The organism is Fulvitalea axinellae (assembly GCF_036492835.1).
Classification (GTDB): Bacteria; Bacteroidota; Bacteroidia; order Cytophagales; family Cyclobacteriaceae; genus Fulvitalea; species Fulvitalea axinellae.
Window position 1 is genome coordinate 2,224,882 of sequence record NZ_AP025314.1, and the last position, 16,021, is coordinate 2,240,902.

Genomic DNA, 16,021 nt, shown 5'->3' on the forward strand with positions numbered 1-16,021 from the left:
TATACAAAAAAGAATTTTTCGTCACAGTAAAAATCACGGCGCTATTTTTCACCAATGTGTTATTGTCGTAACGTATGTCATAAAGTAGTTTTATAGGGTGGTTGTGGTGGGTGCGGGTATTCTTATTCAAACAGTTAGCCCTTTATAGTTCCCGAAAGGAAACCAACAATGTTTGTACTGCATTCCGAGGGATTTTTTGCCAAATGTAAAAGCAATAATATTTGTCGTGCGCCGTCTCTACTGTAGCGCAAACGTTTGCGTGGCTTGAGATAATTCATAAACAAACGGTTATGAGAAATATTGTCTATACGCTTGGACTCGTCGCTTTGGGATTGTTTTCTTGTGAAAACGGGGTCGACGATCAGGTTTTGGCTGAAGAAACCAATACAAAGGTGACGGTGGATTCGGAACGCGGTATTATGGCGTTGGCTCTTGAGGTGTCGAAATCAGTAAGGCATAAAGAGGTTCGTGATTTCATTAAGAAAAAGGCTACGGACCAAGTGGACGGAGATTATGATCTCTTATTGGCGGAAGCCAAGGGGAATTTAGTTGACTTCGGGGATACGCGGACTAGTTTTGAACAAGTCCTTGCGGGGAATGAAGGCGCTTTGGGCCGTTCGGCTTTGAATACGGACAATTCCGTGTTGTCGGAACTTCTGGAAGCCCGTCCGTTGTTGACACTATCCGCTCCATTGATGGGTGAGGATTACTTTGGCGAGGATTTTTACGATGGAGAGGTTGTGCCTTGGGTTGTGGTTGTGCCTGAAGATTTTGACGAAAATACCTATCAGACCCTTTACGGGGTCGATGAGGACGGAAACAAGATAGAGGTTTCAGTCAATGAACCTCCGACCCACCCCGTACTCGTACTTACGGATAACGAGCGTATTCATGCGGTCGCTCACGGTGTGGCTGAAAGGTCGCTCGGAATTCGTAACTCAGGAAAACGCGTGTTCTCCAATGACAAATATGATTATGTTCTAAATGAGAATGTCGAGTTCCGCAACGCTTTTTCGGTGAGGGAAAAGGGATTTGACCGAGACCATAACAGGGCGTATGACCGTTTGGCTCGCGCGACTTTTGTCAGCAAAGAGGCGCTTCGCAAGGCCGAAAGTTGGGTCCTTGGTAAGCCTGAAATGAGGGTGATAGTGATTTATGAGAAAAATCCGTCAGGAAACGCCCGTTTGGAAAGCCTTGAGAAAGTGATTGACGGAGGATGGGTGAAGTATAACAAAGCCGGGCGTCGTGAATTGGTTATGAATGATTTGGACTTGGAAATCGTGCCTTGGGATAAAGCGAGCTTTGGCGAGTATATGAAATATTTCTGGTACGAGTTTGACGGTGGCGAAGATGTGTCATATTCGGTCAGTTTGGCGGCTAAGGTCGCTTACGGCCCAGCCGAAGGAAGCGGAAAAATAGATGTCACGCTTAAGGCCAAAGATGATCCGTGCGGTGAAAGCTTGGTGCATTACTCTACACCTACCACTGGAGAAGGAATGCGTTTTAATACCGGGATTATCAAGTTTTGGCTGAATCAATAAACAGGTTTTCAGTATCTGATTTTTTTAAAAAGAGTTTAAACTCCGCATCCTCTCGCCTTTTGGCGGGAGGATTTTTTATGGAAGTTGTTATGGTCTCAATGGCAAAAACCAGATTATACGTATTGATTTTTTGAGTAGGATGCCTGCCTTGAATGGGAACAATAATTGGGGTAGGTTCAGGATAACGAACTTTGACCACATGTTCGATCTGCATTCGGTAAAGAAGCCAAAGACATCGCCTGAAAGGAAAACGTCGGTTACAAGTCCGGTACAGTTAATACTATTGGATTGGGCGAGTTTGATAGAGGTGAAATGCCCTGCGCAAGGACTTAGTTCTGAAGTTTTTTTTGTAAAACTTCGCAATGGAAAAGAGCTTGTCTTGAAATTCCCTTTCAATGAATCCGCAATTGAAGTCGAGCGGGTGGCGTCGGAATTTATAGGCCGTAATACCGATACGTTGCGTACGCCACATACTAGGGTGATTACTCCTGAAGGGCATGAGGTGGATATTATCAAAAAAACGGTGGCGAAGTTGGGAGGCGAGGATGCCGAAAGCCTACGGAACCGTATGAGCCGACATTCTGGCCCTATTATTTGTATGGAGAAAATGGAAGGCCAAACATTGGATTTTTACGGGGCCGATAAGAAACTGTTGAAAGATCCGAGATTTGTGAGAAGGCTTGGGGAAATTACCGCTTTCGATATTCTTTTGGGAAATATAGACCGCCTGCTCACGCTTAATCCGGATAATATTCTTTTTGACCATAAAAAGGGGACGTTTCATCTAATTGACCAGAAAGTTTCTATGTACGAATTATCGGGAATGATTCCGGGGCATAATCTTGATACGGATGTTTTCAGCGATGAAAACGCCGGCTATTCGCTACAGTTAGAAGTCATGTTAGAGGTAAACGATCGATTGAAACACTATTTGGGACCAATGATCACAAGCTTTAGGAAAGGTGATTTCGGTGGGTCGGCGCTTTCGGAACGGGTGGGTTTTATGTTTGAGATAGAACACCAGATGCATATAGATCGTGTTGTTTTCGATAAAGGGCTATATGAGGGTTTTCTGAAAATCGCCAGAAATTTCGGTATGGCTGGAGTCGAAGCCGCCGATCAGTGGAAAGGCGCTGGAGCGGAAGGCGCCGGGTTATTCCATAATTGGCTAACGGTTTCCAATTTACTTCCCGACGCTCAAAAGCTTTTGGCGGAAGGAGCCAATTCGGGAAGAAAGAAAGAGGGATTTTTTAGAAAACCGTGGTGATGAGAATAGGCTTAGTTTTTTTAAAAGAAATACTCATCGAAGAAGTGATCTTTTCGGTTTCCAACTCAGTCACTCTTCGTTTCATTTCAGTAGCCATTTCTGTCGGTTCGGTAAGTGTTATTTTAAAATACAGGGTTTAGATGTGATTTTTACGCTGTAATCAATGCCGAATATCATGATCAAACACATCACACTCACTCTGTTTTTTTGCTTCACGTTTCTGTATTCGTTTTCTCAAACGACTATCTCCGGAACGGTAAAAGATAAGGCTGGCGAGCCTTTATTCGGAGCAAATATTTTCCTAGAAGGCACATACGACGGGGCGGGTACGGATAATGAAGGCCGATTCGAGTTTTCGACTGGGGAAAAGGGAAAACATATTTTGGTTATCCGGTTTGTCGGATTTAAGGAAAAGAAAGTTCAAATAAGTATCGATGAAAAGCCGATAACAAAGGATGTAATCCTAAAACCTGACGCAAGTTCTCTTGATGCGGTTGTGATTTCCGCTGGATCCATGAGCGCCGATGACAGTAAAAGAAATACAATTTTGAAGCCTTTGGATATTGTGACCACCGCCGGAGCCACAGGTGATTTATACGGAGCGATACAGACATTGCCGGGAACGCAGAAGGTGGAGGAGGATGGGCGCTTGTTTGTTCGGGGAGGGGATGCTTATGAAACCAAAACTTTTGTGGACGGGCTTTGGGTGCCCAAGCCTTATAATTCTAGAACTCCGGATATGCCATCCCGGGGCCGTTTTTCAGCAATGATGTTTCGTGGGACTCATTTTAACAGTGGCGGTTATTCCGCCGAATATGGCGAGGCGCTTTCCTCCACTCTATTGCTGGAAACATATGATTTGCCTGAAAGAAGCGAAACGGGACTGTCATTTATGACACACGGAATAGGGGCGTCGCATAAACATAGTGGGGATAATTACGGGATAATAGGCGAGTTGAACTATTTTAATTTGGCTCCTTATATGAACGTTATTCCTCAGGATGTGGAGTTCGACAAAATGCCGGAAAACTTTCAGGGACAATTAATTTATAGGGCCAAAACATCAAAAACGGGTATTCTGAAAACCTATTTTTCTTATCAAACCAGTAAAGCGGGAGTGTATTATAATGATTTGGACAGGAGTGAGAAATATAAAGTCGGTTTACGGAATAACAACTTGTATTTGAATGCGAACTGGAAAGAGGCGATAGGAAAAAAATGGATGGTTTATGCCGGTTTGGTTTCCGCTTGGAATACGGATTTGCTTGATGTCGAGAATAGGCTGGAAGAAGAAAAAAAGGAATTCGCTTTTCAGGCAAAATTGAAATTCGAAGGTGATTTGGCCGAAGGATTAACCTTGAAAACCGGATTGGAACACTTCAGAAATCCATATCGATATAAATACGGTTTGCCGTCCGGTTATTCTGGAGATTTTGAAAGTAAACGTTCCTTTAGCGTTCTTTTTTCCGAAACCGAATGGTGGGTTGATAATCGTTTGGCTTTTAGGGCTGGCCTGAGGTCTACATTAACGCATTCGGATAATAAAGCGCAATTCTCGCCGCGGTTTTCCGCCGCTTATAAATTAAACGCGGAAGGCCAATTGTCTCTAGCGTGGGGAAAGTTTAGACAAAGCCCAAGACCTATTGACCGAATCTATAATTCGGAATTGAAAACCGAATATGCCGAACATTATATACTGAGTTATCTGTATAGCCGAAATAAAAGAAATCTGAAAATTGAGGCTTACGCCAAAAGGTATGACGGCCTTGTGACTTTCGAAAACGAAAAACAACCGGATACATATTCGAACGGTGGTGATGGTTACGCTGCCGGTCTTGATGTGTTTTGGCACGATCGTCAGTCGATTAAGAATCTGGAATACTGGATTTCTTACGGATATGTGGATACCGAACGTTTTTATCGAGGGTTTCCCAAAAAAGCGAAGCCCAAATTCGCCTCGGACCATAACCTCTCTGTTGTAACGAAATACTTTGTCCGCTCTATTGATACGCAATTTGGCTTGACATACAGTTTTAGCTCCGGCAGGCCGTATAATCATCCGGCGGATGACACTTTTAATGGGCGTGAAGCTCAAGCAAATCATGATATTAGTTTGAGTGCCAGCTATCTGACCGAAATCAAAGGGAATTTCACCATTCTTTTTGTCAGTTTAAGAAATGCATTGGCTCTGGATAAAGTTTATGGGTATCGTTTCTCACAGGTTCCGAATATTCATAATGAATATTCAAAGGAGGCGATTGTTCCGCCCGCCCGTATAGGTGTTTTTGTGGGCCTATTCGTGAATATAGCCCATAACAAAAAAGAGGCTGAATAAGATTATCTGGTTTCGGAGGAAAAACGAGAATAGAATTATATTTTGAATTTTAAATAACCCTAAAAGAAATGAAAAAGATCTTCGCTTCACTCGTAGTTATGATTGTTTTGGTGGCGAGCTCATTCGCTCAGACTGAAGGTTCGAAATACCACCAAGCGATGTCTGGGGCTTTGGCTCAAATTGGTAAATGTAAAACGGCCACTGATTTTATGAACGTTTCCAACACTTTCGAACGGATTTCCCAAGCGGAAAATAAGCGTTGGACTCCGGCTTATTATGCTATCTACACAAAGGCTATTTCCAGTTTTGTGGAACAGGATGAAGATAAGCGGGAGCAGACTGTTGACGGAGCGCAAGAACTAATGAATGGGCTAAAAGAAAAGTATCCGGATAATTCGGAAATAATGGCCTTGCAGGGTTTTCTATATCAGGCCAAACTTTCGATTAAACCGGCTTCAAGAGGAATGTTTTACGGCCCCAAAGCTGAGAGGGCGCTGGAGAAAGCGATTGAATTGGACGAAAATAACCCTAGAGCCCATTATTTATTGGGAAGAAACTTAAAAAATACTCCTGCGTTTTTCGGAGGAGGGAAAACCAAAGCTTTAAAAGAATTTAAACTAGCCGAAAGTGCTTATGAAAAGGAATCGGGTATTGAGCCAAATGTCCCTTTTGCTCCGCGATGGGGAAAAAGTCAGAATAAAAAAGAAATGGAAAAGATCACGGAAAAGCAATAAGCGATAAAATAACCGTCTTTTGATAGTTTAAATAAGGAGAAACTGATATTGTGATATGGGAAATAAAAGAGTAAAAGATGAATCGGAAAGTTTCGCCTTTAATCTGCGTGGAGTTTTAATTATCGTTGCGGTTATAAGTGCGTTTTCTTTGCCGTTCCATTCTTGGGATGAGGCGTTTAGGGTAGTAGTTTATAATTTCCTCACTAGTGTTTCGCTTTGGTTGGCAAACGGTTATCCATCATATTTTATTGATAAAAGAATATCTTGGGTTGAGGAGCCGAGAAAGCGCCTTCTGACTGGCTTGGGTGCTTTCTTTATTTTCAATTTGATCGCCATTTTCGCAGTTAACTCATTCGCTTATACAACACTGGATAATCGTGAATTTGATTTCGTGAAAATGATTACCACACCTTGGTTTCAAGGCGCTTCAGTTATCCAATTAGCTATTTCCTTTTTGGTTAGTGTCGTGATTCATACCCTTTCGTTTTGGAGGGAGTGGAAGTCTTCGGTGTTGGAAGTGGAGCGTTTGCGTGCCGAACGCATGACTCGTCAGTTTGAATCATTGAAAGATCAGCTCAATCCTCATTTTTTGTTTAATAGCCTTAACGCTTTAAGTTCCTTGGTTTATGAAAGTCCAGAACTGTCGGATAAATTTATTCAAAGGCTATCTTCCATATACCGGTATTTATTGGATACTCAAGAAAGAGAGGTTGTTGATTTCTCTGAAGAAATCGAGTTTACCCGCTCTTACGTTTTTCTTCAAAAGATTCGATTCGGTGATAATCTTAAGGTTGAAGAAGATTTAGGGATGAATACGGGTTGGATGATTCCGCCACTTTCGATACAGCTATTGGTGGAAAACGCTATTAAACATAATCTTGTATCGAAGGAAAATCCTTTGACGATAAAAATTGAAACGAAAGACAATAGGTTATTCGTAAGCAATAATATTCAGAGAAGGCCTAGTGGCAAAGAATCAACGGGAAAAGGATTGGATAATATTCGGCAAAGGTTTTTATTTTTGAGTGGCCGGCAGGTGGAAATTAGTGACGATGGGACGGAGTTTACGGTTGGAGTACCTTTGTTGGAAATCGAATATAGCGAATGAAAATACTGATTGTAGAAGACGAACCTATCGCCGCCAATAAATTGGAAAGAATGGTTCGGGCTAAAGAGCCGGAAGTTGTGGTTTTGGATAAACTTGATACGGTTAGTTCGGCGGTTGATTTTTTCAAAACCGGGAAGGAATCTCCCGATCTTGTATTTATGGATGTCCGTCTGGCTGACGGTCTTAGTTTCGATATTTTTGATCAGGTGGAAGTCGATTATCCCATTGTATTCACTACCGCTTACGACGATTACGCATTACCGGCTTTTAAAGTTAATAGCGTTGATTATTTACTAAAACCCATAAACGAAGAAGCTTTGGGTATGGCTTTGGAAAAATATAAAAAACGTCATGCCATAACGGAGAAAATAGGATTGGAGGAAATAGATGCTTTAAGAAGCGTAATGTCGGAACGGCGGAACAAAAAGAAATACAAAGAGCGTTTTGTGGTAAGGGCAGGAGAGAAGCTGAGGTCCGTTAGGGCGGATAACGCGGTTTGTTTTTACAGCGAAAGCCGAGTGACTTTTTTGCGTGATAGTGAAGGCCGGAACCATGTTGTAGATTATACTTTGGAGCAGGTTGAGAATGCTGTTGATCCTGATCTGTTTTTTCGGGTAAACCGTAAATTTCTGGTTGGGATTGACGGTATTGGGGAGGTCGTTTTTTATTCCAATAGTAGATTGCGAATAATGTTGGACGGGTTTGAACAGGCGGAAGTGATTGTGAGCCGAGAGCGGGTTTCTGATTTTAAGGAATGGTTCGGTCAATAAAAAATAGAGTTTTTTGAAAACGAAAGAGGCTTTCCCATTTACGGGAAAGCCTCAATTTTTTTAAGAACGAGAAAGGTTATTTCAATAACTCTTTAACCGCTCTTTCCAATTGGGCGTCTGTTCCCGTTGAGTAACTGTCAGGTGCGTTTTCGACAATAATGTCCGGAACGGCCGGGCCGTTTTCTTGATTAATGTCTGTTGCTTTGGTGTACCAAGCTCTGAAAGGCATTCTAAGCAAAGCGCCGTCGATCAGGGACATTCCTCCTGTGGAAATAACCGCACCGAAAGTCGGTTGGCCCACGAGTTTTCCGATGCCTAAATGCTTATAAGCATGCGAGAAAATTTCCGCATTCGAATAACTCTTTTCGTTACAAAGCGCAATCGAAGGTTTTGTCCAGGCGGCGAAAGGAAGGCGTTCGCCGTACGGATAGTTATTGGCGAATTGCTTGTGGTTTTTCAGGTCCGGAGTGGCGCCACGCGGAATGGTGTATGCGTGTTGGCGTACGCTGAGTACGGTCATCAGATAGTCGGTGATCCAGCCGCCGCCGTTGTTCCGCACGTCGATTACTACGGCCTCTTTGCCTTGGGTTGCGGCGGTGAGGTCGCGCTCAAAGGCTTCGAAGCTTGTCCAGCTCATCTGCCTGATGTGGAGGTAACCAAGCTTTCCGCCCGAGTACTTGTCGGTCAGACGGCGTTTTTCTTCCACCCATTCGTTATAGATGGCGTTGCCAAGGCTGGAAGTCGGCCTGATGATGATGTCGGTCTTTTTGCCCTTTCTGTTTACGCTCAGTTGGATACGGTCGTTAGCCTTGTAGCCGTTCAGGATCTGGTAAATATTATCTTCGCCAATCGGCATTCCGTCGATCGCTACTATTTTGTCACCGACTTCAAGCTTACTTTGTTTGCGGTCGGCAGGCGTGTTCGGAATTACGTGCGTTACGGTATTCGAAGCGTTGAGCGCTGCGCCAAGTTTCGGAGTCCGCTCGTTGTTCAGGTGCTTTTTATCCGATGCGTACATGCCCATATGGCTGGCGTTCAGCTGGCCGAGCATCAAGTTAAACACGTAGCGGAAATCCGCCGAAGTGGAGGCGTTGATGGCCAACGGCTTGTATTGTTCCTTAAGCGTCGCCCAATCATATCCGTGCATTTTCGGATCGTAAAAGCCGGTGGCTATCGCTTGCCAAGCTTCCTCGAACATCTGGTCCCGTTCGGCTTTTTTGTCATGCTTCATCCTTGCGGTGGTAGACATGCCGGTGCCTTTTCCAGCCGTAGACATCTTCTTCAAAGATCCGTTTTCCAGCAAATAGAGGCTTTTGCCGTCTTTGGCCAATGACATTCCGTATGCGTAGCCGTTGAGCTTCGCTAGATTCTTGTTTTCGGACTTGTCCCACTTAACAGAGTTGAAGGTTGTCTTGCCGTTGTTTCTTGCCAAAAAGTAAATCGTTTGGCTTTTTGAACCGAAAACAGGGCTGGTTTCGTCACCAGGAGCATTGGTCAGCTGTACCAAACGTTTGTAGAGCCCGTCGGTATCCACTTTGGTAAGCTTCTCTTCCTTTTCCTCTTTTTTATCTTTTTTCTTCTTCTTTTTCTTAGAGTCTTTTGCTGGCGCCACCGGTTTTTTAGGAGCGTCTTTTTTATGCTCCAACTCGTATTCTATATCCTGTTTGGTTTTGTCCCAATCTTCTTTGGTTAGCCAAACCATCCACACGTCGTTGTCGCCGTTATTACGGTTTGAAATAAACGCGATTTTCTTGCCGTCAGGGCTCCATCTCGGCGAGTAATCGCTACGCGGGTGCATACTTACGTTTACCGGCTCTTGGCTTTTGTCTATCGGCATTACGTATACCTCATTGTTGAAGTCGAGGTCTTCCGATGCGTAAGTGATCCAGTTGCCGTCCGGGCTCCAGTTTACGTATTCTGGAGCGTTCCAGCCTTCGAGCAACACTTTTTCACCGGAGAGTTTCTTTCCGGCTTCAATGTTTGCGATATGTGTCGCTTTCGAACCGTCAGGCTTAGTTTCCGAGTAGATAATCTTTTTGCGATCCGGTGAAAGGTTCGGATTGTCGAAATTACCTCCGTCTGGAGTGATTTTGAGATATTCGAAAGCCAAAGCCCTATGCAAAAGACCTTCTTGATCCTTGGCCGCCGTCACTTGATAAATCTGTTTTTCGCCGTCGCGATCAGAGACGAATAGAAGCGTGGAATCGTTGAGCCACACGGGCGAGTCGTCGCGGAAAGCGTGTTTTGAGACATTCACAGCCGTCGGTTTTTTGCTGTCGGCTTCCCTGATAAACACTTCGCCACGGCTGACGGTGGCTATGTATTTCCCGTTCGGTGATGTTGCGTAGTCCTTGACTTGGTTGCGAATCGTAAGGAAACTGTAAGGATCTTCGCGATAATCGGCTGGGAAATCAAGGTCCATTTTCACTGGGCTTCCGGCCGGGAGGTCAAGCGTATAAGCTTCGTCGGCGCGGGTAAGGGCTACGGTTTTGCCGTCGGCGCTCACGTCAAAGCCCCTGATTCCGAATCCTTCAAAACCGGTAATCGCTTCGGGTGATCCTTTGGCTTTACCGTTGGCGTCTATAGTCAAGCGATGGATATTGTATCGACCCGTTCTGGCGCTGAGGAAGAGAACGGCGTCATCTCCCGCCCAAACGGGAGAGAAGTCATTGCCCAAATGTTTTGTCAGGCGTTGAGCGCTTTGGTTCTCGTTGTCGTAAATCCATACGTCAAGGTTAGCTGGTCCACGGTAATCTTCCCTTGATGTGCGGCAATAGCCTTTTGTGAATACCACAAAACGTCCGCTTGGCGAGGTGCTGGGTTGCGAGCCGTTTACTTTGAAAGCCCGTTCCGGTGAACCGCCCGTGGCCGGAACGGTGTAAATCGAAGGTTCTTTTTCGTTGCCGATAAAATGGCGCGAAGAGCTGAAAAGCAGATTTCCGTCTTCGGTCCAGTCAGAGACGGCGTCGTAAGCGTCGTAAAAAGTCACTCTGCTGGACGTTCCGCCGTTGGCCGGAATCGTGAAGATGTCGCCGTTGCCGTGTCTCGACCCGCTGAATGCTATTGCCGACCCGTCCGGGCTCCAAACAGGCCCGCTTTCCGTTCCTTCGTGTATGGTGAGCCTTCGGGCTCCGGAGCCGTCTTTCGAGGCTGTCCAGATATCGCCTTGGTAGGCGAAAGCGATTTTTTTCCCGTCGGGTGAGGGGGAAATGTCACGTACAAGCTTTTGCGCTTGTGAGTTTAGGGCAAGGCCAGCACTCAAGAGGAGCAAGCCTGTCTTTTTATAAATCTTTCCTAGCATAAGGTTGAGAGTGGTCGGGCCAAGTGATTTTTAGATAAAAGCGGTATTGTTTCGCCTTTTCCAAAAACGTAGCGCATGGTACGCTGAGCCCATTTTTCCATGTTTGGTTTCCACCGAATATATAATAATAAACTGAATTGATTCTGAAGCCGAATGTATGAGCGGTGCGAATAGCTGTTGTTTGGTAACGAAAGAATAATTTTTCACTGTGGTAAGTTGTATTGATAATCTACATATTTACGGAAGGTTTAAGAGTTTTTGTATAAACATATTTGTAATGTCAAATCGATTTGTAAAGAATTGGCGCAAGCTTTTGTACGTTCCGCTTTTTTTGTTTGCGGTTGACGGATTGGCGCAGAAAAAGAAACCGAAATTGGTTGTCGGGATTGTTGTGGACCAAATGAGGCAAGAGTTCCTCGACAGGTTTAAGGACGATTTCGGAAAGGAGGGTTTTAACCGGATGCTAGCGGAAGGGTTTGAACTGAAAAACGCCCATTATAACTATTTGCCGACTACCACAGGCCCGGGCCACGCTTCGGTGTTCACTGGCACAACGCCTGCTTTTCACGGAATAGTCTATAATAATTGGTATAGCAGAAAAGCGGAGTCAAAGCTGTATTGTGTGGAAGACAGTGGCGTAAGTATGGTAGGCGCAACGGGAGAGTCGGGTAAGCGGTCGCCCAAAAACCTAGTGACTACCACAGTCACCGATGAGTTGAAAATAGCGACTCAATTTCGTTCAAAGGTTGTGAGTGTATCGGTGAAGGACAGGAGTGCCATACTTGGTGGCGGGCATAACCCGGACGGCGCTTATTGGTATGATGGCAAGAGCGGTAATTTTGTGACCAGTACTTATTACGGTCAAGAATTGCCGGCATGGGTGAATGAATTTAACGGCCGGAAGCTACCGAAAATGTACGCTAAAAAGGAGTGGAAACCCATCCTTCCGATGTCGGCATATAATGAAAGCCGTCAGGACGGAGCGGAGTACGAACAAGGCCTCCACGGGACGGAATTTCCTTACAAGGCGTCGCATATGCACGGCAAAAAGGGAAACCGGATTACGGACACTCCGTACGGCAACGATCTGTTGACCGAGATGGCGATGGCCTCCGTTTTGGGAGAGAAATTGGGAAAAGGGAATGAAACCGACTTTTTGGCGATCAGTTATTCCTCCACCGACAAAATCGGCCATGCTTATGGGCCGGCTTCAGTCGAAATCCAAGATACGTATATTAGGCTTGACCGGAATATAGCGGAGCTCTTGTCGTTTTTGGATAAACAAGTGGGGCAAGGCGAATACGTGGTCTTTTTAACCGCTGACCATGCGGCTTCCGAGGCGCCGGGTTATTTGGAAGAGCATAAAATGCCGGGCGGATATTTTGACCAAAATGGAATGGAAGAGGCATTGGAAAGCTTTCTTTCCCAGAAATATGGCGCCGGTAAATGGTTGGATTACGTCGATTTCTTTCAGCTGTATTTCAATCCCGAAACGTTGGAAAAGCACGGGCTTGATCGCAGAAATGTTAGCCGGGTAGTAGCCGATTGGTTATTGGACTGGGAAGGCGTCGCCAGAACTTTCACAGCCAAAGAGGCGAATTTGGCGGACTATAACGGCGGAGGTTATAAAGGCATGCTTTCCAGAGGGTTTTATCCGAAACGTTCAGGGGATGTTTTTTATCTGATGAATTCGGGATGGTTGGTTAGAGACAGCGGAAAAGGCACTTCTCACGGAGCAATTTACGCTTATGATACTCACGTGCCGATCTTGTGGTTTGGAGCTGATATTCCCCATGGCTCTTCCGTAAAATACCACCGTATTACGGACGTGGCGCCGACAGTGTCGCTTATGTTGGGAATAAAATTGCCAAGCGGAAGCACAGGCGAGCCGATTTCGGAGATCTTGGAAGAAGACAAAACTGGTGGGGCAGTGAAGTGAGTTTGGATTGAAAAAAATGAAAATGGACTTTAGGCATAAGGACCAAGAGTTTGTTTTTAGAAAGATAAAGGAACGGGAGCCGGTTTCGGTGTCCCGTTTTTTATGCGTTGATATTTATGTCGCTATTGATTCCTTGACGGATACCGATATTCGGAGATTTTCCGTTAAGAGCCAGGATATAACGGAACGATTCCATAGCGAACGAAGGCCAGCGACGTAACGGAAGCTTATTGCCTTGCGCTCCCCGGAATTCGAATATTCCGGCATCGAGGTCGGAATGTCTGCCTACTTTTTCTGTCTTTTTGCCCAAATAGCCCATCGAGGTATCACCCGGCAAGCCTACTAATCTGTCTTTTCCAAACGGAATATCCCTTATCCATTCCAACCTGCTGAGCGGAAACTCTTCGGCGCTAGGGTGATCGGAATAAATGTCTTTTTGGATACCTCTTTCTATTACGGATTCGAACGGGTCATACTCTTTGTATCCTCCACAAGCGTTGATGACAATATCCAGCCATTGTTGTGGGTTATTACGGAACCTTATGGCTTCATCTTCGGGAAGTAGCTCGAACAATCTGCCGAAATCAGTACGGGCCATCAGCGTATCGGCGATGATTTTTGGGTATTCTACGGCTAAGTTCGCTTTGGTAAGGTCATCGTAAGTGTGGTACGGTTCGGCGAGCATTCCAAGTTGTCCCCGGCCGGCGATCAGGTAACTGGCCATCATAGTCAAAAGCCCGTGTAACTCCGGGCTATATTCCGCCCTGTCAAGATTTCGCATTACGGTAGCGCCGACTCGGGCCATATAGACGAGTGTGCTTTGGAGTTCTTTTGGCGCTTCGGATGAAGAGGGGGAGAGCAGAAACGGTATCATGGAAAGGTCAAGCCCCGAAGTGATTTGTGGTCCGCCTTCTAAGTCGGAATCTCCCGGAAATATTACAAACTCATGATCTTCCGGGATTCCAGTTACAGCGTCCAGATGGAAGGATCGTTTACCGGAGTGGACCAGTAGTTTTTCTCCATAAACTTGAATCTCACTCATTATTCTTTGCAACTCCATCATCCCTTCCACGCTTTCGTCCAATGGAGGATAAATGATGAATTCCAACTCCGAACCGCCCATATACGCCCGGTCGGCTTCTACCTTGAATCCGTTGTGGTTTTGCCTGCCTACTTTCTCCCTTTTGTTGAGGACGTGTCGTCTTATTTGGCCTCCTCTTTTTCCGGCGGACATGACCTCTTGCCTTACCACTTGCCAACCCGTTTCGAATTCAAAGCCTACGGCGCATTGTATTGGCAAGTTAGATAGACTAGGGGGAGGGGGCTTCGATATTCCGCCTCTGTTAGTGCCATCGTCTTTGCGTTGAACTGTTTCTTTCCGGTTGTCGAGTACTCTCATAACGGTCTTTGGCCCTTGGGATTCTTTGGGCAAATTTTGTGCGAATTGAGGAATTCGGTTGAATCCTGTTTCAATGAAGGTTTGGTGACCGTGAAAATTTTAATGCGAAAAGTAGCGTAAGGACGGGAGTGTAACGGATAGTTGAAATTCCGTTTTTCGCTTAAAGGGTTCGGAAACGGAGAGTTTGAGATTGAATTTCACATGAACGGAACGGTTCATAAATTCTTGTTATAGGCTGTGTTTTTATTTGAGTGGTATTGTAATTATTTCATAAAAGATTAGTTTTGAGTTAAGAACTTTTTGATCGGAACATAAGCTTTTGTGTATGAAGGAATTAATGTTTTTGGCTTTGTCTGGCCCAAATTTAATAGCGACGAGTTTGCTGGTTTTTGTGCTGGTATATGGTCTGGTCGCAATGTTGGGCTTGGTAGAGATGGATTCCGTTGATATTGATTTTGATGTGGACGCCGATGCTGATGTCGATGTTGACGTCGACTCCGATGTGTCAACCGGAGGCGGAGGAATGCACGGCTTTTTGTCCTTTTTCAATTTGGGACGTTTTCCGCTTATGATTTATCTGTCGGTTTTGGCCCTGCCGTTTTGGGTGCTGTCAATTTTGATGACGGCCACATTGGCGGACCTCTCTTTGCCGATGTGGATAGGATATCTGGGCTTATTGCCTATACTGTTGATTTCAATGTTTATCGCCAAATTCCTTTCTACGCCTATCGCCAAGCTTTGGTATAAACTGGACGGGCATGAAGAGGTGACAATGGAAGGCCAAGTGTGCCATCTGTTATACAAGGCCGATTCCGAATCTCTGAGTCAGGCTGAGGTGGAATGGAGCGGGGACAAATTGCGTGTAAACGTAAAGGCTATGGATGGAAAAATTCTGAAAGAAGGAGCCAAGGCGGTAATTGTTTCGAAGGCGAAAGAAGCCGACTATTATTTGATTGACGAATTTTCTTTATAAACCTAAGTGCCGGGGAACCGTGGGGAATGGATTTTTTCTTATTCTAAAAAATACGAAAGGATGAAAACGCTCCAATCTTCGAAAAGTGTCATTATTGACGCCGATGCCCGGACTCTTTGGGAGGTGCTGACAAAAGCGGATTACACCAAGGCTTATATGTTTAATTGCGAAGTGAATACCGACTGGGAAGTGGGGTCGCAGATTACTTGGAAAGGGAATTTTCAGGGCTATGACGCTTTCCAAAAAGGGGAGGTGTTGGCTTTTGAGCCCTTTGATTCCCTGTCATATTCCACTTTTGATCCAAACTTCGGTTTGGAAGACAAAGCCGAGAATTATATACATGTTGGTTATGCGTTGAAAGAGTTGGATGAAAAAGTGGAGTTGACTGTAAGCAATAAGACTTTTGACGGGGATGAAAAGCGCATGGCCCATGTGGAGCAGGGTTGGGCTATGGTGATTCCGCAGATAAAGGAGGTGGCTGAACGGATTATGCGTAAAGCTGACGAAACTGAATAATTTTTTTGCCGAAAAGCGGCAAACCATCATAAATATTTTGGCAGAGAGGCCGGTAATTATGTGTAGGCCGAGAGCTTTAGGGCTCCGGAACGACGGCGGTCACTTTTTGTAAATATACTATAGTAAATACATCTAATT

At 45.1% G+C, this 16,021-nt stretch carries 11 protein-coding genes; 9 read left to right on the plus strand and 2 right to left on the minus strand.

The annotated features are described in order from the left end of the window. Window positions 1-290 precede the first annotated feature (290 nt). The 6 genes from AABK39_RS08735 to AABK39_RS08760 all read left to right on the plus strand — a co-directional run bounded on the left by AABK39_RS08735 (window position 291) and on the right by AABK39_RS08760 (window position 7,755). Window positions 291-1,541: a hypothetical protein gene (locus AABK39_RS08735; protein ID WP_338394547.1), complete on the plus strand. Its 1,251-nt coding sequence runs from the start codon at window positions 291-293 to the stop codon at window positions 1,539-1,541. Between the two features lie 199 nt (window positions 1,542-1,740). Continuing rightward, window positions 1,741-2,808, plus strand: a complete 1,068-nt coding sequence (locus AABK39_RS08740) for a protein kinase family protein (RefSeq protein WP_338394548.1) — start codon at window positions 1,741-1,743, stop codon at window positions 2,806-2,808. A gap of 175 nt (window positions 2,809-2,983) precedes the next feature. Further along, window positions 2,984-5,143: a TonB-dependent receptor gene (locus AABK39_RS08745; RefSeq protein WP_338394549.1), complete on the plus strand. Its 2,160-nt coding sequence runs from the start codon at window positions 2,984-2,986 to the stop codon at window positions 5,141-5,143. Between the two features lie 68 nt (window positions 5,144-5,211). Continuing rightward, window positions 5,212-5,877, plus strand: coding sequence for a tetratricopeptide repeat protein (locus AABK39_RS08750; RefSeq protein WP_338394550.1), 666 nt, complete (start codon window positions 5,212-5,214; stop codon window positions 5,875-5,877). A 55-nt stretch (window positions 5,878-5,932) separates the two neighbouring features. Continuing rightward, the gene (locus tag AABK39_RS08755) at window positions 5,933-6,985 is read left to right on the plus strand and encodes a sensor histidine kinase (RefSeq protein WP_338394551.1); all 1,053 of its coding nucleotides are present in this window, start codon (window positions 5,933-5,935) and stop codon (window positions 6,983-6,985) included. Beyond that, entirely contained in the window at window positions 6,982-7,755 is a 774-nt protein-coding gene (locus AABK39_RS08760) for a LytR/AlgR family response regulator transcription factor (RefSeq protein ID WP_338394552.1), read from the plus strand. The genes AABK39_RS08755 and AABK39_RS08760 overlap by 4 nt, the downstream gene beginning before the upstream one ends. 76 nt (window positions 7,756-7,831) lie before the next feature. On the opposite strand, the gene AABK39_RS08765 is transcribed toward AABK39_RS08760, so the two are convergent. Continuing rightward, window positions 7,832-11,056: a S41 family peptidase gene (locus tag AABK39_RS08765; protein ID WP_338394553.1), complete on the minus strand. Its 3,225-nt coding sequence runs from the start codon at window positions 11,054-11,056 to the stop codon at window positions 7,832-7,834. Window positions 11,057-11,333: 277 nt separating this feature from the next. On the opposite strand from AABK39_RS08765, the gene pafA reads away from it, so the two are divergent. Beyond that, window positions 11,334-12,995 (plus strand): alkaline phosphatase PafA, encoded by a 1,662-nt coding sequence (pafA, locus tag AABK39_RS08770; RefSeq protein ID WP_338394554.1) that lies wholly within the window; start codon window positions 11,334-11,336, stop codon window positions 12,993-12,995. Between the two features lie 100 nt (window positions 12,996-13,095). Here pafA and AABK39_RS08775 read toward each other — a convergent pair whose 3' ends face one another. Next, entirely contained in the window at window positions 13,096-14,394 is a 1,299-nt protein-coding gene (locus AABK39_RS08775; RefSeq protein WP_338394555.1) for a hypothetical protein, read from the minus strand. A gap of 325 nt (window positions 14,395-14,719) precedes the next feature. On the opposite strand from AABK39_RS08775, the gene AABK39_RS08780 reads away from it, so the two are divergent. Both AABK39_RS08780 and AABK39_RS08785 read left to right on the plus strand, forming a co-directional pair. Further along, window positions 14,720-15,367 carry a hypothetical protein gene (locus AABK39_RS08780; protein WP_338394556.1) on the plus strand — a complete coding sequence of 216 codons (648 nt, stop codon included), beginning with the start codon at window positions 14,720-14,722 and terminating at the stop codon, window positions 15,365-15,367. A 60-nt stretch (window positions 15,368-15,427) separates the two neighbouring features. Next, complete coding sequence (locus AABK39_RS08785) at window positions 15,428-15,883, plus strand: SRPBCC domain-containing protein (protein WP_338394557.1); 456 nt, start codon at window positions 15,428-15,430, stop codon at window positions 15,881-15,883. Window positions 15,884-16,021: the final 138 nt, after the last annotated feature.

Excerpts from the sequence above, each read along its gene's own strand:
- AABK39_RS08735 (WP_338394547.1), top strand. The coding sequence starts at position 291 with ATGAGAAATATTGTCTATACGCTTGGACTCGTCGCTTTGGGATTGTTT.
- AABK39_RS08740 (WP_338394548.1), top strand. The coding sequence starts at position 1,741 with ATGTTCGATCTGCATTCGGTAAAGAAGCCAAAGACATCGCCTGAAAGG.
- AABK39_RS08745 (WP_338394549.1), top strand. The coding sequence starts at position 2,984 with ATGATCAAACACATCACACTCACTCTGTTTTTTTGCTTCACGTTTCTG.
- AABK39_RS08750 (WP_338394550.1), top strand. The coding sequence starts at position 5,212 with ATGAAAAAGATCTTCGCTTCACTCGTAGTTATGATTGTTTTGGTGGCG.
- AABK39_RS08755 (WP_338394551.1), top strand. The coding sequence starts at position 5,933 with ATGGGAAATAAAAGAGTAAAAGATGAATCGGAAAGTTTCGCCTTTAAT.
- AABK39_RS08760 (WP_338394552.1), top strand. The coding sequence starts at position 6,982 with ATGAAAATACTGATTGTAGAAGACGAACCTATCGCCGCCAATAAATTG.
- AABK39_RS08765 (WP_338394553.1), bottom strand. The coding sequence starts at position 11,056 with ATGCTAGGAAAGATTTATAAAAAGACAGGCTTGCTCCTCTTGAGTGCT.
- pafA (WP_338394554.1), top strand. The coding sequence starts at position 11,334 with ATGTCAAATCGATTTGTAAAGAATTGGCGCAAGCTTTTGTACGTTCCG.
- AABK39_RS08775 (WP_338394555.1), bottom strand. The coding sequence starts at position 14,394 with ATGAGAGTACTCGACAACCGGAAAGAAACAGTTCAACGCAAAGACGAT.
- AABK39_RS08780 (WP_338394556.1), top strand. The coding sequence starts at position 14,720 with ATGAAGGAATTAATGTTTTTGGCTTTGTCTGGCCCAAATTTAATAGCG.
- AABK39_RS08785 (WP_338394557.1), top strand. The coding sequence starts at position 15,428 with ATGAAAACGCTCCAATCTTCGAAAAGTGTCATTATTGACGCCGATGCC.